Genomic DNA, 13,319 nt, shown 5'->3' with positions numbered 1-13,319 from the left:
CGGGGTGTGGGCTCCAGCGTCGAGACCGTCAGGCGGCAGTGGATGATGGCCGGGGTGCGGCAGAGTTCACCCGAGGGCGATGTCGACGCGCTTGCGGTCGGCCTTCAGCAAGAATCGGCACCCGCGAAGACCCGAGGCAGGATCGCAACAGTGTGCGTCGAACTCGCGCCCGAAGGGTGGTACAAGCAGGGTCCGTCGGTGCCCCAGTCCCAGACAACCTTCGCCCACACCGCGTAGCTGCAGCCGTTGTATATCCTGGCCGTTTGGGTCGTGGCGGTGGAGCCTGAGATATAACGCTCTACACAGTAGGGCGCATTATCGGCGTAGGCGGGCGCGGCGAGAACCGTGGCGCCCAATCCCCCGCTGACCATCGCCACAGCAAGGGCCCTCTTCGTCAACTTCTTGATCATGCTACTTCCCCGTCGATCGTGGTCAAGGCCAGCGTAGGGTTCGCGAATCCCGCAGTGAAGATTATCAATCGCATCGATCATGGGCAAGCAGCGAATTCGTTGGCCCGCCAGCCCGGCCGACCGTGAACCCCTGTGCGACCGCACCAGCGATGAACGCATCCTCACAGGTCAGGAGTCAACCGAACCGGGGGCAGTGGTGTATGTCGGAGGTATCGATGACGCCGACCCAGTGGTGGAGGCATATCTTGTGTTGCGCCCCGGGTGTGCCGCGAAAGCGAGCAACCCGTTTTCCACCCCGGCTACGCGGGCTGCTTCGCGTACGGGCGGGTCCGTTCCGCCCACCGCACCAGGTGCGGCGTCATCAGACCCGCCACGACGAACACTCCGCCGAGCAGGAGCCAACCAGGGACTCCCCAGGCGACGCAGAAGAGTGCCAGTACGGTGGGAGCGACCACGTTCGCCAGGCCGGCCCCGAACCCGAACAGTCCCATGTACTGCCCGTGGGCGTGGGCGGGAGCGAGGCTGAATCGGAGTTCCAGCGAGCCGGCTGTGTGCCAAAGTTCACCGACCGTGTGGACGACGATGCCGACGACGATGCCTGTGAGCGCCAGCCACGAGGGAAGTCCTGCCGCTGCGGCCATCGCGGCCATGCCGACGAAGAACGCCACCCCGAGCGCCGCATGGCTTTCCCGGCGGTGACACTGTCATCGACCCCTCGGCTGGCCCTGACTTGGAGCAGTACCACCAGAGCGGTGTTGACCAGTGCTGCCCCGCCGATCAGCCACCGGGGCGCGTCGGTGTGTCCGACGATCCAGAGTGGCAGTGCGAAGAGCAGCACCTGGTGGTGAATCGACATGATGCCGTCGAGCACGGTGACGGCAACATAGGCCCGGTCCTTCAACGCCTCCCAGGGGCTGGCCGTTTGCGGCGCGGGTACGGGCGGTAGCGACGGCAGTGCTGCGATGATGGCGGCACTCGCCGCGAAACTGAGCGCGTTGCCCAGCACCAGGGCCAGGTAGGCCGGACGCGTGTCGTACTGGACTGCGAGACCGGCAGCCACGGCAGCGCAACTTCCGGCGAGATTCGCGACCGAGCGTAGGTAAGCACGGTATCTGGTGAGGTCGGCACCGCCGATTCCGCGAACCAGTGGGCCACGCGCCGCTCCCCCCGCTGAACGAGCGAGTTCCCCCATGCACAGCGCCACCAGGACCAGCCAGAACGACTGCACGAACACCAGCGCCGCCATCGCTGCGCCCTGAATGGCGAGCATCCACATGTAGATCTCTCGCGGCCCTTGTCGGTCAGCGAGATGCCCGACCGGCACGCCGGCAAAAAGGCCAACGGCAGCGGCGATGCCCATTCCGAGACCAACTTGAGTCAAAGGAAGTCCGACGACACGGGTGAAGAAAAGCGCCGCGCTGACCATAAAGGCGCCGCTGCCGATCATGTTGACGAACGTTGCCAGGGCGAGAATCCGTTGCGAACGCGTATCGGGAATCAGCCCCCGTCGGACCAGCGTCGACGGCTTTTGCTCTTCATCTTCGGCCAAGTTTCGCCCGGAAGGGTGGTTGGTCTTCTGACTCTGTGGAGTCTGCACAGACTTCGGTTCCTTCCCCGTTGATTAGCTCGGCGAATCTAGCGAGATCGCAGTGAGCTCGTAATCGGTCTGTCGGCCGATACCAAGAGCCCTTAGTCGGTGCTAGCTTCAATAGCGTCGGGAGGAGGGTGTCTGAAGCCTCCCGGCGCCCACGACGACGCGCTACGCGCCGCTGTGGGGCACGCAGGGAGGCACAGGACACCGCGAATCGACATCGGCCGGGACGTCCGCGAGGCGTACGGCGTGGTCCAGCTCCTCGTGCAGCTCGTCCAGGTCAAGCCCGCCTGACCCGCCGGCCTCGGCCCTCGCGACGACGGCTCGGGTCAGCGCGGTCCCGGCGCCGGGACCGCCTCACGGCGCCGCGCGGCCTCCGGCCACGCGACCGGTGGCCCCCCGCTGCTCCCTCCCGCGAGGGAGAAGGTTCCCTCAACGACGGGAGGGGGCGGGGGCCCGCCGCCAATACCGTCGTATCCATGGTCAATCACGTTCGCGCCCGGCGATGGCCGGCGTATTCCCTGGCGGTGCTGTTCCTCGGGTACGCCGCGGGAAAGGCCGTCTTCGCCGCGCAGTCCCGGCTCGGGTTCCCGGGTGGTCCGGTCGTGTCCGCCGCCGAGCACGAGAGCTACGCCCGCGACGTCATGGGCGTGGCCACCGCGCAGTGGTCGGCGACCGCTACCGGGTTGTTGGCCGCGTGCCTCGCCGTCGCCACGGTGACGACGCTGGGGCGCCGGGTGCCGAGGACGATGATGCTGCTGGCGCTCGCCGGCATGCTGCTGGCCGTCGGGGCCGGCGCGATGATCATGGTCGTGGACGGCTTCGTCGGCATCGGTGTGGGCTGGCAGTGGTACCACGCGATCCTCGGGCTCGTCGTGATCGGGCTGCTCCTGGAGACGATCCGGTCCTACGCGACGGCGACGAAGCGTGTCGCGGCCTGATCGCGCGCGCTGGGGCGCGTACGGGGCGGCGGCCTGTGCCGCGGCCTACGGCTCGATGAAACTCGCGCAGGCGCTGGGGGCCAACGCGCTGGCCGACAAGGACCCGCTGCCCCCGGAGCTGCGGGAGCGGCTGCTCGCGCGAGACCCGCTGTTCGTGGCGAGCCACTGGGTGCTGGCCACCGCCGCCGTGGTCGGCGTCGTGGTCGCGCTGGCGACGCTGCGGCCCTGGCGGGCGGCCCTCCCGCGCCGCCTGCTGCTCGCGATCGCCGGGACGCTGGGAGTCTTCATGGTCGCCCGGTCGATTGGGGTGCTGGGGTTCGGCTTCGTCGGTGACGCGCTGCTGTTGACCGGAGTCCGCCCGCCGCCGGCCGAACACGCCGTGCTGGCTCGCGAACTGGCACGGTGGGACCTGCTGCTGTGGTCGCCGTTCTTCCTGCTCTGGGGGGTGTGCTGGACGGCGGCGGGATGGCGGCTGCACCGGAGGTCCACTGTGACCGGTGGTCCGGCGTCGGCGGTGGGTGCGGTGAGCCCTACCATCTCGCCATGATCACTCCGCCGTTGGCACCCGACGTGCTCGCCCGCTACCCCGGGCTGGAGAAGCTCGGCCGCACGGCCACCAGGCTGCACCCCCGTCGCGGGGCGGTCACGGCCACCGAGAGCCACGTCGGAGGGCCGCTGCTGTGGCCGGCCGACGAGCCCTGGCCCACCTGCGCCACCCCGTGCATGGTGCAGGAGGAAGTGCCGATCCCGGCGGAGCTGTTGGCCCGGATGCGCGAGGCGGAGAGCCGCCGTACGGTGGCGCACGTGCTGGCCGACGGCGAGATCGAGCTGCACGAGGAGCTAGCGCGGCTGGTCGGCCCGGGTTTCAGCGGTTGGGGCTCGGTGAACGGCGGCCCGACGGTGGGCTACCGGTACGGGCCGCGACCCCACCCCCGGCCGAACCCGATGGTGGCGCTGGCGCAACTGCGCGCGGCGGACGTCCCCGACCTGCCCCGGCCCGGCGGGGCGGACCTGTTGCAGGTGCTGTGGTGCCCGTTCGAGCACGACACGCCGCCGTGGGGGCCGATCGTGGAGCTGCGGTGGCGGCGGGAGGCGGACGTCACCGCCACGCTGACGGAGCCGCCGCGCGGTGAGACCGGGACGGAAGGGTACGTGCCCCAGCCGTGCCGGCTGCACCCGGAGCAGATCGTCGAGTACCCGTACATCGAGGAGTTGCCGGCGGAGCTGCGGGCGCTTGCCGAGGCGGACGAGGACGAGGAGTACCTCGACACCTTCATGGCACCCGGTTGGAAGGTCGGCGGGTACGCCCGGTGGAGCCTCACGGACCTGAGCCCGACGCCGTGCCCCCGCTGCGCCGGTCCCACCACGCTGGCCCTCGTCATCGACTCCTCGGAGCACGGAGCCGACCGGTGGCGCCCGACCCGAGCGGACGGCGCACCGGACGACGACGACCCGTACGAGCCGACCGGCGTGGTCGTCGGCCGCTATGGCGCGCTGCGCATCTTCGTGTGCCTGACCTGCCCGGACGTGCCGTTCCTGCTCGACCAGCAGTGAGGCCTGTGGTGTCGACGAACCCGTGGCTGTCCGGGCCGACCCCCACCGGGCGGCTGCCGCGCGAACGCCTGGCCGAGCGCATCCTCAACCTGCTCTCGTCGCAGAACATGTGCGTGCTCGCCACCGTCGGGCCGGACGGGCCACTCGCCACGCCGGTGCGGTACTACCCGCTCGGCTTCGCGGTGCTGTTCACTGCCGCCCCGGCGTCGCCGAAGATGCGCAACATCGCGGCCGACCCCCGGGTGTCGGTCGGCATCTTCGCGCCGCTGGTGGGACTGGCCAGCAGCCGTGGCGCCCAGGTGTTCGGCTCGGCCCGGGTGCTCAGCCCCGACGATCCGGACCGGGCGCACTACTGGTCGGCGTTCCGGTGGGAGAACGAGCACGTCGAGCGGGGCCGGTCGCTGACCGAGCCGCCCCGCGACACGCTGGTGGTGGTGGAGGCGGACCGCATCGTGTACACCGAACACTGGCTGCGGCGCGAGGGCTACGCGCCCCGACAGGTCTGGCGGCGCTCGGACTGAATGCCATCCGCCGGGCTCGATCGACCCGCGACCGCGCTCGGTCAGTCGGCGGAAGATCAACGCGGCGAGGGCGAGCCAGTCGGCCGCCACCAGCAGCCTTCAGCCCGGCGTGGCGTGGTACGGCTGTGGACGGTCCCTGGTCGGGAACGGCGCGGACCGCTGTGGTGCCGCCGTCCCTCGGGGTGACGAGGAGGTGCGACGGGCGAAAGCTCGACGCCCCGGTGGCGTCGGCGCCCCCGGCCGCCACCCGTCGTCCAGACGGGACGAGTGGAACACCATGGGTGTCAGACAGGTGCGTTGGCAGCCATGGTGTTCCACTCGCGGGAGTAGCGGGACAGGCCCCGTTGTCGCCTGCGGTCAGCCGCCGGCGGGGCGGGCCGGCTCGACCTGATCGGCGGCCAGCACAGGCAGGGCGTTCGTGACCGGGCCGCCACGCTGTTCCGCCGGGCTGCCGAGGCGGAGTGTCGCGCCCTGCTCGAGTGCGCCGGCCAGCTCAGCTGATGTGGTGCAAGATCACGTTGTGCACGTGGTGGCTCTTCTGGGCGCCACGGAACTCCACCTCGTAGGTGTGCGTGCCGACGTGGATCGCGATCGCGCCGGTGGAGAAGAACGAGCCGCCCCAGGACTTGTTGCTGACCACGCTGACGCTCGTGATCTTCGAGTACGGGATGCTGGTGATGGCGTACCGCTTGCCGACGAAGGAGCGGTCCTGGATGATCACGCGCCGGTCGGTCAGGCCGATGAAGCCCGTGCCCGTGCCGACGGCGTCGTAGACGGCGATGATCTGTTCCCCCTGGAGCAGGCCGCTCTGGATCTGCTGGAACTGCTCCTTGCGGTCGTACGTCGCGTTGGCCATGACCTCACGGTAGGCCGGGCGTGCCAGCCCAAGATCACTCTCGGCGCGCCAGGACGAGGAACTCGCCGTCGCCCCGGCCCACCGGCTCTCCGCCCCAGCCGCCGTGGATCCGCTCGACTGCGAGCCCGGCGGCCCGCAGCGACCCGCGCAGCTCGTCCTCGGTGCGGAAGCGCAGGGTGGCCGAGCTGAGCAGCTCCTCGCCGTCACCGAACAGGTAGTGGTGGGTGAAGGCGACCGTGCCGCCGTCGACGGCGGTTACCTCCGTCCACGCCCGCACCATCTCGCCGCCCGGCAGGGTGATGCGCCGCCGCGAGTCGACCGGGTTCCAGCGTTCCCACCGCCGGTCCGCCGGATCGCGCGAGTCGAACGCCAACCAACCGCCGGGCACCAACGCCCGGGCCAGGTCGGCGAGGGTACGCGCCCACTCGGCGTCGTCCACGACGAACTGCGCCACGTGGCTGGTCAGCACCGCCACGTCGTACGACCGGTCCGGCAGCAGCGCCGAGGTGCCCTCGATCCAGGTCACCCGGTCCGCGCCCCGCTTGGAGCGGGCGGCGGCCAGCGAGGGGCCGGCCGGGTCGACGCCGGTGACGGTGTGGCCGGCGGCGGCCATGCCGAGGGCGAGCCGCCCGGTGCCGCAGCCCAGGTCGAGCACCCGGGCGGCGGGCGTCTCGCAGACCCGGGCCAGAAACCAGTCGTCATCGCGCGACCAGAGGCACTCGGCGTCGTAGACCCGGACCAGCCGCGGATGGTGGAACTCGCCGTGCCGCATCGACACCGATCATGCCATCCGGTGCTGGGTGCGGGCGACTTCGTTGCGGAACGACCGGCATCCGCCGAACGTGGCGCGGGTCAGCGTCCGTTCGCGTCGGTCGCGGCCCGGACGAACTCGCGGACCCGGGCCGTGGTGTTGCTCTCGCGCCAGACCAGGCCGCGCCGGATCGGGGGCGCGTCGCGGATCGGCACGTACGCCACGTCGGGGCGGGGGTAGTAGCGCCGGGTGTGCTCGCCCACGGGCAGCACGCCCCGCCCCATCGCGACCAACGTCAGCATCTCCGAGAAGGTGTTGCCGGCCGGCCCCTTCGGCACCGGCCGCCCCGACGGGGTGTGCTCGGGCGTGCGGTCGCGCTTGAACTCCACCGAGGTCACCGCCGGGTACTGCACCACCGGGTGGTCGCCGAGCACCTCCAGGGAGACGGACTCCTGCCGGGCCAGCGGGTGCCCCGCCGGCACCGCGAGCACCCGCTCCTCCTCCAGCAGCGCCGGCCCGCAGGCCATCCCGTCGAACGGGTACGCGGCCATCAGGATGTCGATCGAGCCGTCCACCAGGCTCGGCCGCGAGTTGAAGAGCTGGACCTCGTGCACCTCGACCTGGCAGTCCGGGTGGCGCTGCGCGAACAGGGCGACGGCCTTGAGCAGCACCGGGGCGGTCCACTCGCCGAGGAAGGCGACCCGCAGCCGCCCGGTGACGCCCCGCCCCGCCTCGACGGCCCGGCGTACCGCCTCGTCCATGCCGACGACCAGCGGCGCCAGGTCGTCGGCGAGCTGCCGGCCGATGGGGGTGAGCTGCACGACCCGGCTGGTGCGGGCGAACAGCGGGGCGCCGATGCGACGTTCCAGCTTCTTGACCACGTGGCTGATCCGCCCGGTCGTCACCCGCAGGCGTTCGGCCGTCCGGCCGAAGTGCAACTCCTCGGCGAGCGTCAGGAAGGTCTCCAGCTCGTGGCGTTCCAGCACGTCGGTGTCCCGTCGTTGAATCCGGCTCAACGATCGTAGTGTGATCGCGTCTTGGTCGGCCGGGCCGGTCGGCGCATCGTGGGGGCATGGAAACGACGACAGTGACCGACTACCTGGCGGGCCTCGACGCCCCGCTGCGGGAGATCGGCGAGAAGCTCCTCCCCGTCATCGAGGCGGCGCTGCCGGGCGCGACCGGGGCGGTGTGGCACGGCCACCCGGTCTGGGGCCTCGGCGACCGGCCGGGCCGGCGACCCGTCTGCCCGGTGAAGGCGTACGCCGCGTGAGCGCCGTGCGGGTCACGGGCTTCGACCACCTGGTGCTCAACGTCTCCGACGTCGAGCGGGCGTTGGGCTTCTACTGCGACGTGCTGGGCCTGGCCCCGGTGCGGGTCGACGAGTGGCGGGCGGGCAAGGTCCCGTTCCCGTCGGTACGAGTCAGCCCGGAAACCATCATCGACCTCGTCCGTCGGGACCGGGGCGAATCCAACGTCGACCACTTCTGCCTGGTGGTGGAGCCGCTGGACTGGCAGCACGCCGTCGACGCGGGGGTGTTCACAGTCCTGGCGGGACCGGTGGGCCGGTTCGGCGCGCGCGGCAGCGCCACCTCCCTCTACGTGCGGGACCCGGACGGCAACTCCGTCGAGCTGCGCTGGTACCCCCAGGACGCCGCGTAGCCGGCGCGTAGGTCAGGGCTGGGTGACAGCGCGGTACGCGTCCTCGATGCGCGCGGCCAGCAGCACCTCGCGCTCGGTCAGCGGGGCGTTGCCGTGCCCGACCTTGATGTGCGTGTGGTCGGCGCGGCGGCTGATCTCGGGCCGCAGGTGCAGTGCGTCGGCGACCACCTTCACCCGCTCGGTGAGGGCCGCGTGCTGCGTGTCGTCGATCACGAGGGTCCGTCGGATCTGCTCACCCTCCCGGGTCCAACCGGTGAGCAGGGTGAGGGCGTCGCTGAGGTAGTCGTGCTTCGCCCGGCCGTTGAACAGCACGCGCATCACCGCACCTCCCAGGCGCCGTTGCCGGCTTGTGGCCAAATCGTCGCCGTCCCGTGTCTTGTCGGTGCCCTCTAGTCTGTCGTCGCACGGTGGGTGTGTCCACGCCCACACTTCCGTCTTCTCCTGCCCTGACGGTCGGCCACGCTACCCAAACCGCCGATTGATCTGGCACGCTGGACGCCCGTGCGGACCGAACGGGCTAACGGCGGCGGGCAGGCCGAACGACGGGACCTGAGGGTCGTCGTCGGGGCGGCGATCATCAGGAACGGCAGGGTGCTCGCCTGCGCCCGGGCCGCCCCGCCAGAGGTGGCGGGCATGTGGGAGTTCCCCGGCGGCAAGGTGGAGCCGGGCGAGAGCGAGACCGCCGCGCTCGTCCGCGAGTGCGCCGAGGAACTCGCCGTACGCGTGGAAATCGGCGACCGGGTCGGCCGCAACGTCCGGATGGCGCACGGCCGCTCCGTGCTCAAGGTGTACGCGGCCCGCCTGCTGCACGGCGACCAGCCGCAGGCGCTGGAGCACTCGGCACTGCGCTGGCTCTCCGCCGACGAGTTGGACAGCGTCACCTGGCTGCCGGCCGACGCTCCCATCGTCGCCGCCCTCCGCCCGATCCTCGTGCCCGGCTGAGCCGAAGCGGACACCCGGGCGGAAACGGGACGGGGGCCGGCGGCAACAGCCGCGGCCCCCGTCATCGTCGACGCCCTCAGTGCTTGTCCTGCTCCGGGTGGGCGAAGTTCAGGTGCTCCGGCGGCAGCGGGAAGGTCACGTCCTCGCCGAACGGCGACGGCGCCGCCGCCCGGTCGAAGGTGAGCTCCGTCAGCGGAAGCCTGCCGTGGGTGTCCACGGCCGGCGCCGTCGGCTTCGGCACCTCGCGGTGCCAGTTGACGCCGCGCTGCGCCTGCACCTCGGACTGCGGGTCGTGCGAGCCGCCCGCGTGCGAGTGCACGCCCCCGTGGGCCGCGCTGCCGTGCACCGCACCGCTGGCGTGCCCGCTGGTCACGATGGTCTGAGGCACCTGACCCCTCCGGAAGATCTTGCTACCAAGCCACACGAGGGGATCGTACCTGCGGTCGACGACCCGCTCCTTCATGGGGATGATCCCGTTGTCCGTGATCTTGATGTGCTCCGGGCAGACCTCGGTGCAGCACTTGGTGATGTTGCAGAATCCGAGGCCCTGTTCGGCCTGCGCGTACTCCTTGCGGTCGGTCCTCGCGTCGAGCGGGTGCATGTCCAGCTCCGCGGCCCGGATGAAGAACCGCGGCCCGGAGAACGCCTGCTTGTTCTCCTCGTGGTCCCGGATCACGTGGCAGACGTTCTGGCACAGGAAGCACTCGATGCACTTGCGGAACTCCTGCGAGCGCTCCACGTCGACCTGCTGCATCCGGTACTCGCCCGGGGCCAGGTCGGCCGGCGGCGCGAACGCCGGGGTCTCCCGCGCCTTCTCGTAGTTGAACGAGACGTCGGTGACCAGGTCCCGGATGATCGGGAAGGTGCGCAGTGGGGTGACCGTGACCGTCTCGTCCTCCGCGAAGGTGGACATCCGGGTCATGCAGCTCAGCCGCGGCTTGCCGTTGATCTCCATCGAGCAGGAGCCGCACTTGCCGGCCTTGCAGTTCCACCGGCAGGCCAGATCCGGGGCGTCGGTGGCCTGGAGCCGGTGGATGACGTCGAGGACCACCTCGCCCTCGTTCACCTCGACCATGTAGTCCTGCAGGTCGCCGCCGTTCTCGTCGCCGCGCCAGATGCGGAACTGGCGCTTGGCGCCGGGCTTGCCGGCCCCGGGGGACTTCTGCTCCGCCATTACTTGCCCGCCTCCTCGGCCTCGGCGTCGGCGACGAGGGCGTCGAACTCGGCGAGCTCCTCGTCCGTGAGGTACTTGGCCAGCTCCGCGCGGTCGAAGAGGCCGATCAGCTCCGCGCGCATCTTCGGCAGCGGCTTGCGCTCCAGGCGCACGGTGTCGCCGTCCAGCGAGCAGACCAGGTTGACCCGGCGCCACATCGGATCCATCGCCGGGTAGTCCTCCCGGGTGTGACCGCCGCGCGACTCCTGCCGCTCCAGCGCCGCCTTCGCGGTGCACTCCGAGACCACCAGCATGTTGCGCAGGTCCAGCGCCAGGTGCCAGCCCGGGTTGTAGCGGCGGCCGCCGCTCGCGCTGACCTTGGCCACCCGCTCGCGCAGCTCCGCCAGCCGGCTCAGCGCGTCGGCCAGCTCGCCCTCGCGCCGGATGATCCCGACGAGGTCGCCCATCACCGCCTGGAGGTCCTGCTGGAGGGTGTACGGGCTCTCGCCGGTGCCCCGCTGCAACGGTGCCAGCGCGGTCTCCACCGCGGCCTCCACCGCCGCGACGTGGACCTTCGGGCGGGCCGGCAGGCTGTCGGCGTACGTGGCGGCGTGGCCGCCCGCGCGCTTGCCGAAGACCAGCAGGTCGGACAGCGAGTTGCCGCCGAGCCGGTTGGAGCCGTGCATGCCGCCGGAGACCTCACCCGCGGCGAAGAGCCCCCGCACGGTGCCGTACGCGGCGCCCGAGTCCGGGTCCACCTCCACGCCGCCCATCACGTAGTGGCAGGTCGGCCCGACCTCCATCGGCTCCTTGGTGATGTCGACGTCGGCCAGTTCCTTGAACTGGTGGTACATCGACGGCAGCCGGCGCCTGATCTCCTCGGCCGGCAGCCGGGAGGCGATGTCCAGGTAGACGCCGCCGGCGGGGGTGCCCCGGCCGGCCTTGACCTCGCTGTTGATCGCCCGGGCCACCTCGTCGCGGGGCAGCAGCTCCGGCGGGCGCCGGTTGTTGTCCGGGTCCTTGTACCAGCGATCCGCCTCGGCCTCGTTGTCCGCGTACTGCTTGCGGAAGACGTCGGGGACGTAGTCGAACATGAACCGCTTGCCGTCGGAGTTCTTCAGCACGCCGCCGTCGCCGCGCACCGACTCGGTGACCAGGATCCCCTTCACCGACACCGGCCAGACCATGCCGGTCGGGTGGAACTGGAGGAACTCCATGTTGATCAGCGTCGCGCCGGCGCGCAGGGCCAGCGCGTGCCCGTCCCCCGTGTACTCCCACGAGTTCGAGGTGACCTTGTAGGAGCGGCCGACGCCGCCGGTCGCCAGCACCACGGCCGGCGCCTCGAAGAGGACGAACTCGCCGGACTCCCGGTAGTAGCCGAACGCGCCGGCGACCCGGTCGCCGTCGAGCAGCAACTCGGTGATGGTGGTCTCGGCGAAGACCTTGATCCGGGCGTCGTACGAGCCGTGCTCCCGCTTGTCCTCCTGCTGGAGGGAGACGATCTTCTGCTGGAGGGTGCGGATCAGCTCCAGGCCGGTCCGGTCGCCGACGTGCGCCAGGCGCGGGTACTCGTGGCCGCCGAAGTTGCGCTGCGAGATCTTCCCGTCCTTGGTGCGGTCGAAGAGCGCGCCGTACGTCTCCAGCTCCCAGATCCGCTGCGGCGACTCCTTCGCGTGCAGCTCGGCCATCCGGAAGTTGTTGAGGAACTTGCCGCCGCGCATGGTGTCGCGGAAGTGCACCTGCCAGTTGTCCCGGCTGTTCACGTTGCCCATCGCGGCGGCGGCGCCGCCCTCGGCCATCACCGTGTGCGCCTTGCCGAAGAGCGACTTCGAGATGATCGCGGTCTTCTTGCCGGCGAGCCGGGCCTCGATCGCCGCGCGCAGGCCGGCGCCGCCGGCCCCGATCACGACGACGTCGTAGTGGTGTCGTTCGATTCGCGTGGTAGAGCTCGTGTGGTGGTGAGGATTGGTCATGTCAGGGGGCCCTCTAGTTGATGAACCGCAGGTCGTTGAACCAGCCCGCAGCGACCGCCATGACGTAGAAGTCCGTCAGGGCCAGGGTGCCGAGGGTGATCCAGGCGAGCTGCATGTGCCGGACGTTCAGGGCGGAGATGAAGGTCCAGGCCCGGTAGCGCACCGGGTGCTTGGAGAAGTGCTTGAGCCGCCCGCCGATGATGTGCCGGCAGGAGTGGCAGGAGATCGTGTACGCCCACAGCATGACCACGTTGCCGAGCAGGATGATGTTGCCCAGACCGAACCCGAAGCCCTTCGGCGAGTGGAAGGCCAGGATCGCGTCCCAGGTGTTGATCAGCGAGATGACGGCGGCGGCGTAGAAGAAGTAGCGGTGCAGGTTCTGGCCGAGCAGCGGGAACCGGGTCTCGCCGCCGTAGGACTGGTGCCCGTCCGGCACCGCGCACGCGGGCGGCGACAGCCAGAACGACCGGTAGTACGCCTTGCGGTAGTAGTAGCAGGTGAGGCGGAACAGCAGCAGGAACGGCAGGGTCAGCGCGGCGTCCGGGATGATCCACCAGCCGGGCAGGAAGCTGCCGAAGTGCGAGGAGCCCTCGACGCACCGTTCGGTGACGCAGGGGGAGTAGAACGGGGTCAGGTAGTGGTACGCGTCGACCCAGTAGTAGTCGTGCATGAAGACCCGGACCGTCGCGTACGCGACCCAAGCGCCGAGCCCGATCACGGTGAGCAGCGGGGCGAGCCACCAGCGATCGGTACGCAACGTCTTCGCCGCGATGGCGGCGCGCGCCCGCGCCCCCCGCGGCCTCGTTGCCGTTGATGTCATTCGAGTCGTCTCCCTGACGGGGCCCGCACGCGCGGGCGGATCAGTTTCCGGTCGGCACGCGGACCGGCGAACCCGCACCCGCTTGCCACGTCATGCGCACACCAACGACCGCGCCGGCGATACGGCGCAGCTAAGTGACACACGTTAC

General features: G+C 70.6%; 15 protein-coding genes. 7 read left to right on the top strand and 8 right to left on the bottom strand.

Translation table 11 applies throughout. The features are described 5' to 3' along the window. Positions 1–771: 771 nt before the first annotated feature. Positions 772–2,007 (bottom strand): MFS transporter, encoded by a 1,236-nt coding sequence (locus tag ACZ6Q9_RS05535; RefSeq protein ID WP_396827906.1) that lies wholly within the window; start codon positions 2,005–2,007, stop codon positions 772–774. A gap of 473 nt (positions 2,008–2,480) precedes the next feature. Between ACZ6Q9_RS05535 and ACZ6Q9_RS05530 the strand changes: the two genes are divergently transcribed. From ACZ6Q9_RS05530 to ACZ6Q9_RS05515, 4 genes are read left to right on the top strand one after another with little or no spacing between them, the layout of a single operon-like run. Then, positions 2,481–2,942 carry a hypothetical protein gene (locus tag ACZ6Q9_RS05530; RefSeq protein ID WP_393261387.1) on the top strand — a complete coding sequence of 154 codons (462 nt, stop codon included), beginning with the start codon at positions 2,481–2,483 and terminating at the stop codon, positions 2,940–2,942. Positions 2,943–2,997: 55 nt separating this feature from the next. After that, the gene (locus ACZ6Q9_RS05525) at positions 2,998–3,489 is read left to right on the top strand and encodes a DUF3995 domain-containing protein (RefSeq protein WP_396827904.1); all 492 of its coding nucleotides are present in this window, start codon (positions 2,998–3,000) and stop codon (positions 3,487–3,489) included. Further along, entirely contained in the window at positions 3,486–4,496 is a 1,011-nt protein-coding gene (locus tag ACZ6Q9_RS05520; RefSeq protein WP_393450713.1) for a hypothetical protein, read from the top strand. The genes ACZ6Q9_RS05525 and ACZ6Q9_RS05520 overlap by 4 nt, the downstream gene beginning before the upstream one ends. Before the next feature lie 5 nt (positions 4,497–4,501). Further along, on the top strand, positions 4,502–5,017 hold the full coding sequence (locus ACZ6Q9_RS05515) for a pyridoxamine 5'-phosphate oxidase family protein (protein ID WP_393450716.1): 516 nt from the start codon (positions 4,502–4,504) through the stop codon (positions 5,015–5,017). A gap of 493 nt (positions 5,018–5,510) precedes the next feature. Here the strand turns inward: ACZ6Q9_RS05515 and ACZ6Q9_RS05510 are convergent, their stop codons facing one another. From ACZ6Q9_RS05510 to ACZ6Q9_RS05500, 3 genes are all read right to left on the bottom strand, one after another. Next, positions 5,511–5,873 (bottom strand): PH domain-containing protein, encoded by a 363-nt coding sequence (locus ACZ6Q9_RS05510; protein WP_091103067.1) that lies wholly within the window; start codon positions 5,871–5,873, stop codon positions 5,511–5,513. 34 nt (positions 5,874–5,907) lie between these two features. Beyond that, complete coding sequence (locus ACZ6Q9_RS05505) at positions 5,908–6,645, bottom strand: class I SAM-dependent methyltransferase (RefSeq protein WP_393450718.1); 738 nt, start codon at positions 6,643–6,645, stop codon at positions 5,908–5,910. A gap of 80 nt (positions 6,646–6,725) precedes the next feature. Next, complete coding sequence (locus tag ACZ6Q9_RS05500; RefSeq protein WP_393261694.1) at positions 6,726–7,610, bottom strand: LysR family transcriptional regulator; 885 nt, start codon at positions 7,608–7,610, stop codon at positions 6,726–6,728. A gap of 86 nt (positions 7,611–7,696) precedes the next feature. On the opposite strand from ACZ6Q9_RS05500, the gene ACZ6Q9_RS05495 reads away from it, so the two are divergent. Then, on the top strand, positions 7,697–7,894 hold the full coding sequence (locus ACZ6Q9_RS05495; protein ID WP_393450721.1) for a hypothetical protein: 198 nt from the start codon (positions 7,697–7,699) through the stop codon (positions 7,892–7,894). Continuing rightward, positions 7,891–8,283 carry a VOC family protein gene (locus ACZ6Q9_RS05490; RefSeq protein WP_393450724.1) on the top strand — a complete coding sequence of 131 codons (393 nt, stop codon included), beginning with the start codon at positions 7,891–7,893 and terminating at the stop codon, positions 8,281–8,283. The genes ACZ6Q9_RS05495 and ACZ6Q9_RS05490 overlap by 4 nt, the downstream gene beginning before the upstream one ends. A 12-nt stretch (positions 8,284–8,295) precedes the next feature. Here the strand turns inward: ACZ6Q9_RS05490 and ACZ6Q9_RS05485 are convergent, their stop codons facing one another. Next, positions 8,296–8,601 (bottom strand): 4a-hydroxytetrahydrobiopterin dehydratase, encoded by a 306-nt coding sequence (locus tag ACZ6Q9_RS05485; protein WP_350703912.1) that lies wholly within the window; start codon positions 8,599–8,601, stop codon positions 8,296–8,298. Between the two features lie 183 nt (positions 8,602–8,784). Here ACZ6Q9_RS05485 and ACZ6Q9_RS05480 point away from each other — a divergent pair, with 183 nt between their 5' ends. Beyond that, positions 8,785–9,225, top strand: a complete 441-nt coding sequence (locus tag ACZ6Q9_RS05480; RefSeq protein WP_393261374.1) for a (deoxy)nucleoside triphosphate pyrophosphohydrolase — start codon at positions 8,785–8,787, stop codon at positions 9,223–9,225. A gap of 76 nt (positions 9,226–9,301) precedes the next feature. Here ACZ6Q9_RS05480 and ACZ6Q9_RS05475 read toward each other — a convergent pair whose 3' ends face one another. From ACZ6Q9_RS05475 to ACZ6Q9_RS05465, 3 genes are read right to left on the bottom strand one after another with little or no spacing between them, the layout of a single operon-like run. Continuing rightward, the gene (locus ACZ6Q9_RS05475; protein ID WP_393261372.1) at positions 9,302–10,399 is read right to left on the bottom strand and encodes a succinate dehydrogenase/fumarate reductase iron-sulfur subunit; all 1,098 of its coding nucleotides are present in this window, start codon (positions 10,397–10,399) and stop codon (positions 9,302–9,304) included. Continuing rightward, positions 10,399–12,351 carry a fumarate reductase/succinate dehydrogenase flavoprotein subunit gene (locus tag ACZ6Q9_RS05470; RefSeq protein ID WP_393450727.1) on the bottom strand — a complete coding sequence of 651 codons (1,953 nt, stop codon included), beginning with the start codon at positions 12,349–12,351 and terminating at the stop codon, positions 10,399–10,401. Before ACZ6Q9_RS05470 ends, ACZ6Q9_RS05475 begins: the two co-directional genes overlap by 1 nt. A 13-nt stretch (positions 12,352–12,364) precedes the next feature. Further along, positions 12,365–13,171 (bottom strand): hypothetical protein, encoded by an 807-nt coding sequence (locus ACZ6Q9_RS05465; protein ID WP_350703904.1) that lies wholly within the window; start codon positions 13,169–13,171, stop codon positions 12,365–12,367. Between the last annotated feature and the right edge of the window lie 148 nt (positions 13,172–13,319).

The organism is Micromonospora sp. NPDC049139 (genome assembly GCF_055586845.1).
This window is presented reverse-complemented; position numbering and strand designations above follow the sequence as displayed.

Bases quoted from the DNA above. Each gene is read 5' to 3' on its own strand.
- ACZ6Q9_RS05525 (WP_396827904.1), top strand. From the start codon at position 2,998: ATGAAACTCGCGCAGGCGCTGGGGGCCAACGCGCTGGCCGACAAGGAC.
- ACZ6Q9_RS05495 (WP_393450721.1), top strand. From the start codon at position 7,697: ATGGAAACGACGACAGTGACCGACTACCTGGCGGGCCTCGACGCCCCG.
- ACZ6Q9_RS05470 (WP_393450727.1), bottom strand. From the start codon at position 12,351: ATGACCAATCCTCACCACCACACGAGCTCTACCACGCGAATCGAACGA.
- ACZ6Q9_RS05510 (WP_091103067.1), bottom strand. From the start codon at position 5,873: ATGGCCAACGCGACGTACGACCGCAAGGAGCAGTTCCAGCAGATCCAG.
- ACZ6Q9_RS05505 (WP_393450718.1), bottom strand. From the start codon at position 6,645: ATGCGGCACGGCGAGTTCCACCATCCGCGGCTGGTCCGGGTCTACGAC.
- ACZ6Q9_RS05530 (WP_393261387.1), top strand. From the start codon at position 2,481: ATGGTCAATCACGTTCGCGCCCGGCGATGGCCGGCGTATTCCCTGGCG.
- ACZ6Q9_RS05520 (WP_393450713.1), top strand. From the start codon at position 3,486: ATGATCACTCCGCCGTTGGCACCCGACGTGCTCGCCCGCTACCCCGGG.
- ACZ6Q9_RS05485 (WP_350703912.1), bottom strand. From the start codon at position 8,601: ATGCGCGTGCTGTTCAACGGCCGGGCGAAGCACGACTACCTCAGCGAC.
- ACZ6Q9_RS05465 (WP_350703904.1), bottom strand. From the start codon at position 13,171: ATGACATCAACGGCAACGAGGCCGCGGGGGGCGCGGGCGCGCGCCGCC.
- ACZ6Q9_RS05475 (WP_393261372.1), bottom strand. From the start codon at position 10,399: ATGGCGGAGCAGAAGTCCCCCGGGGCCGGCAAGCCCGGCGCCAAGCGC.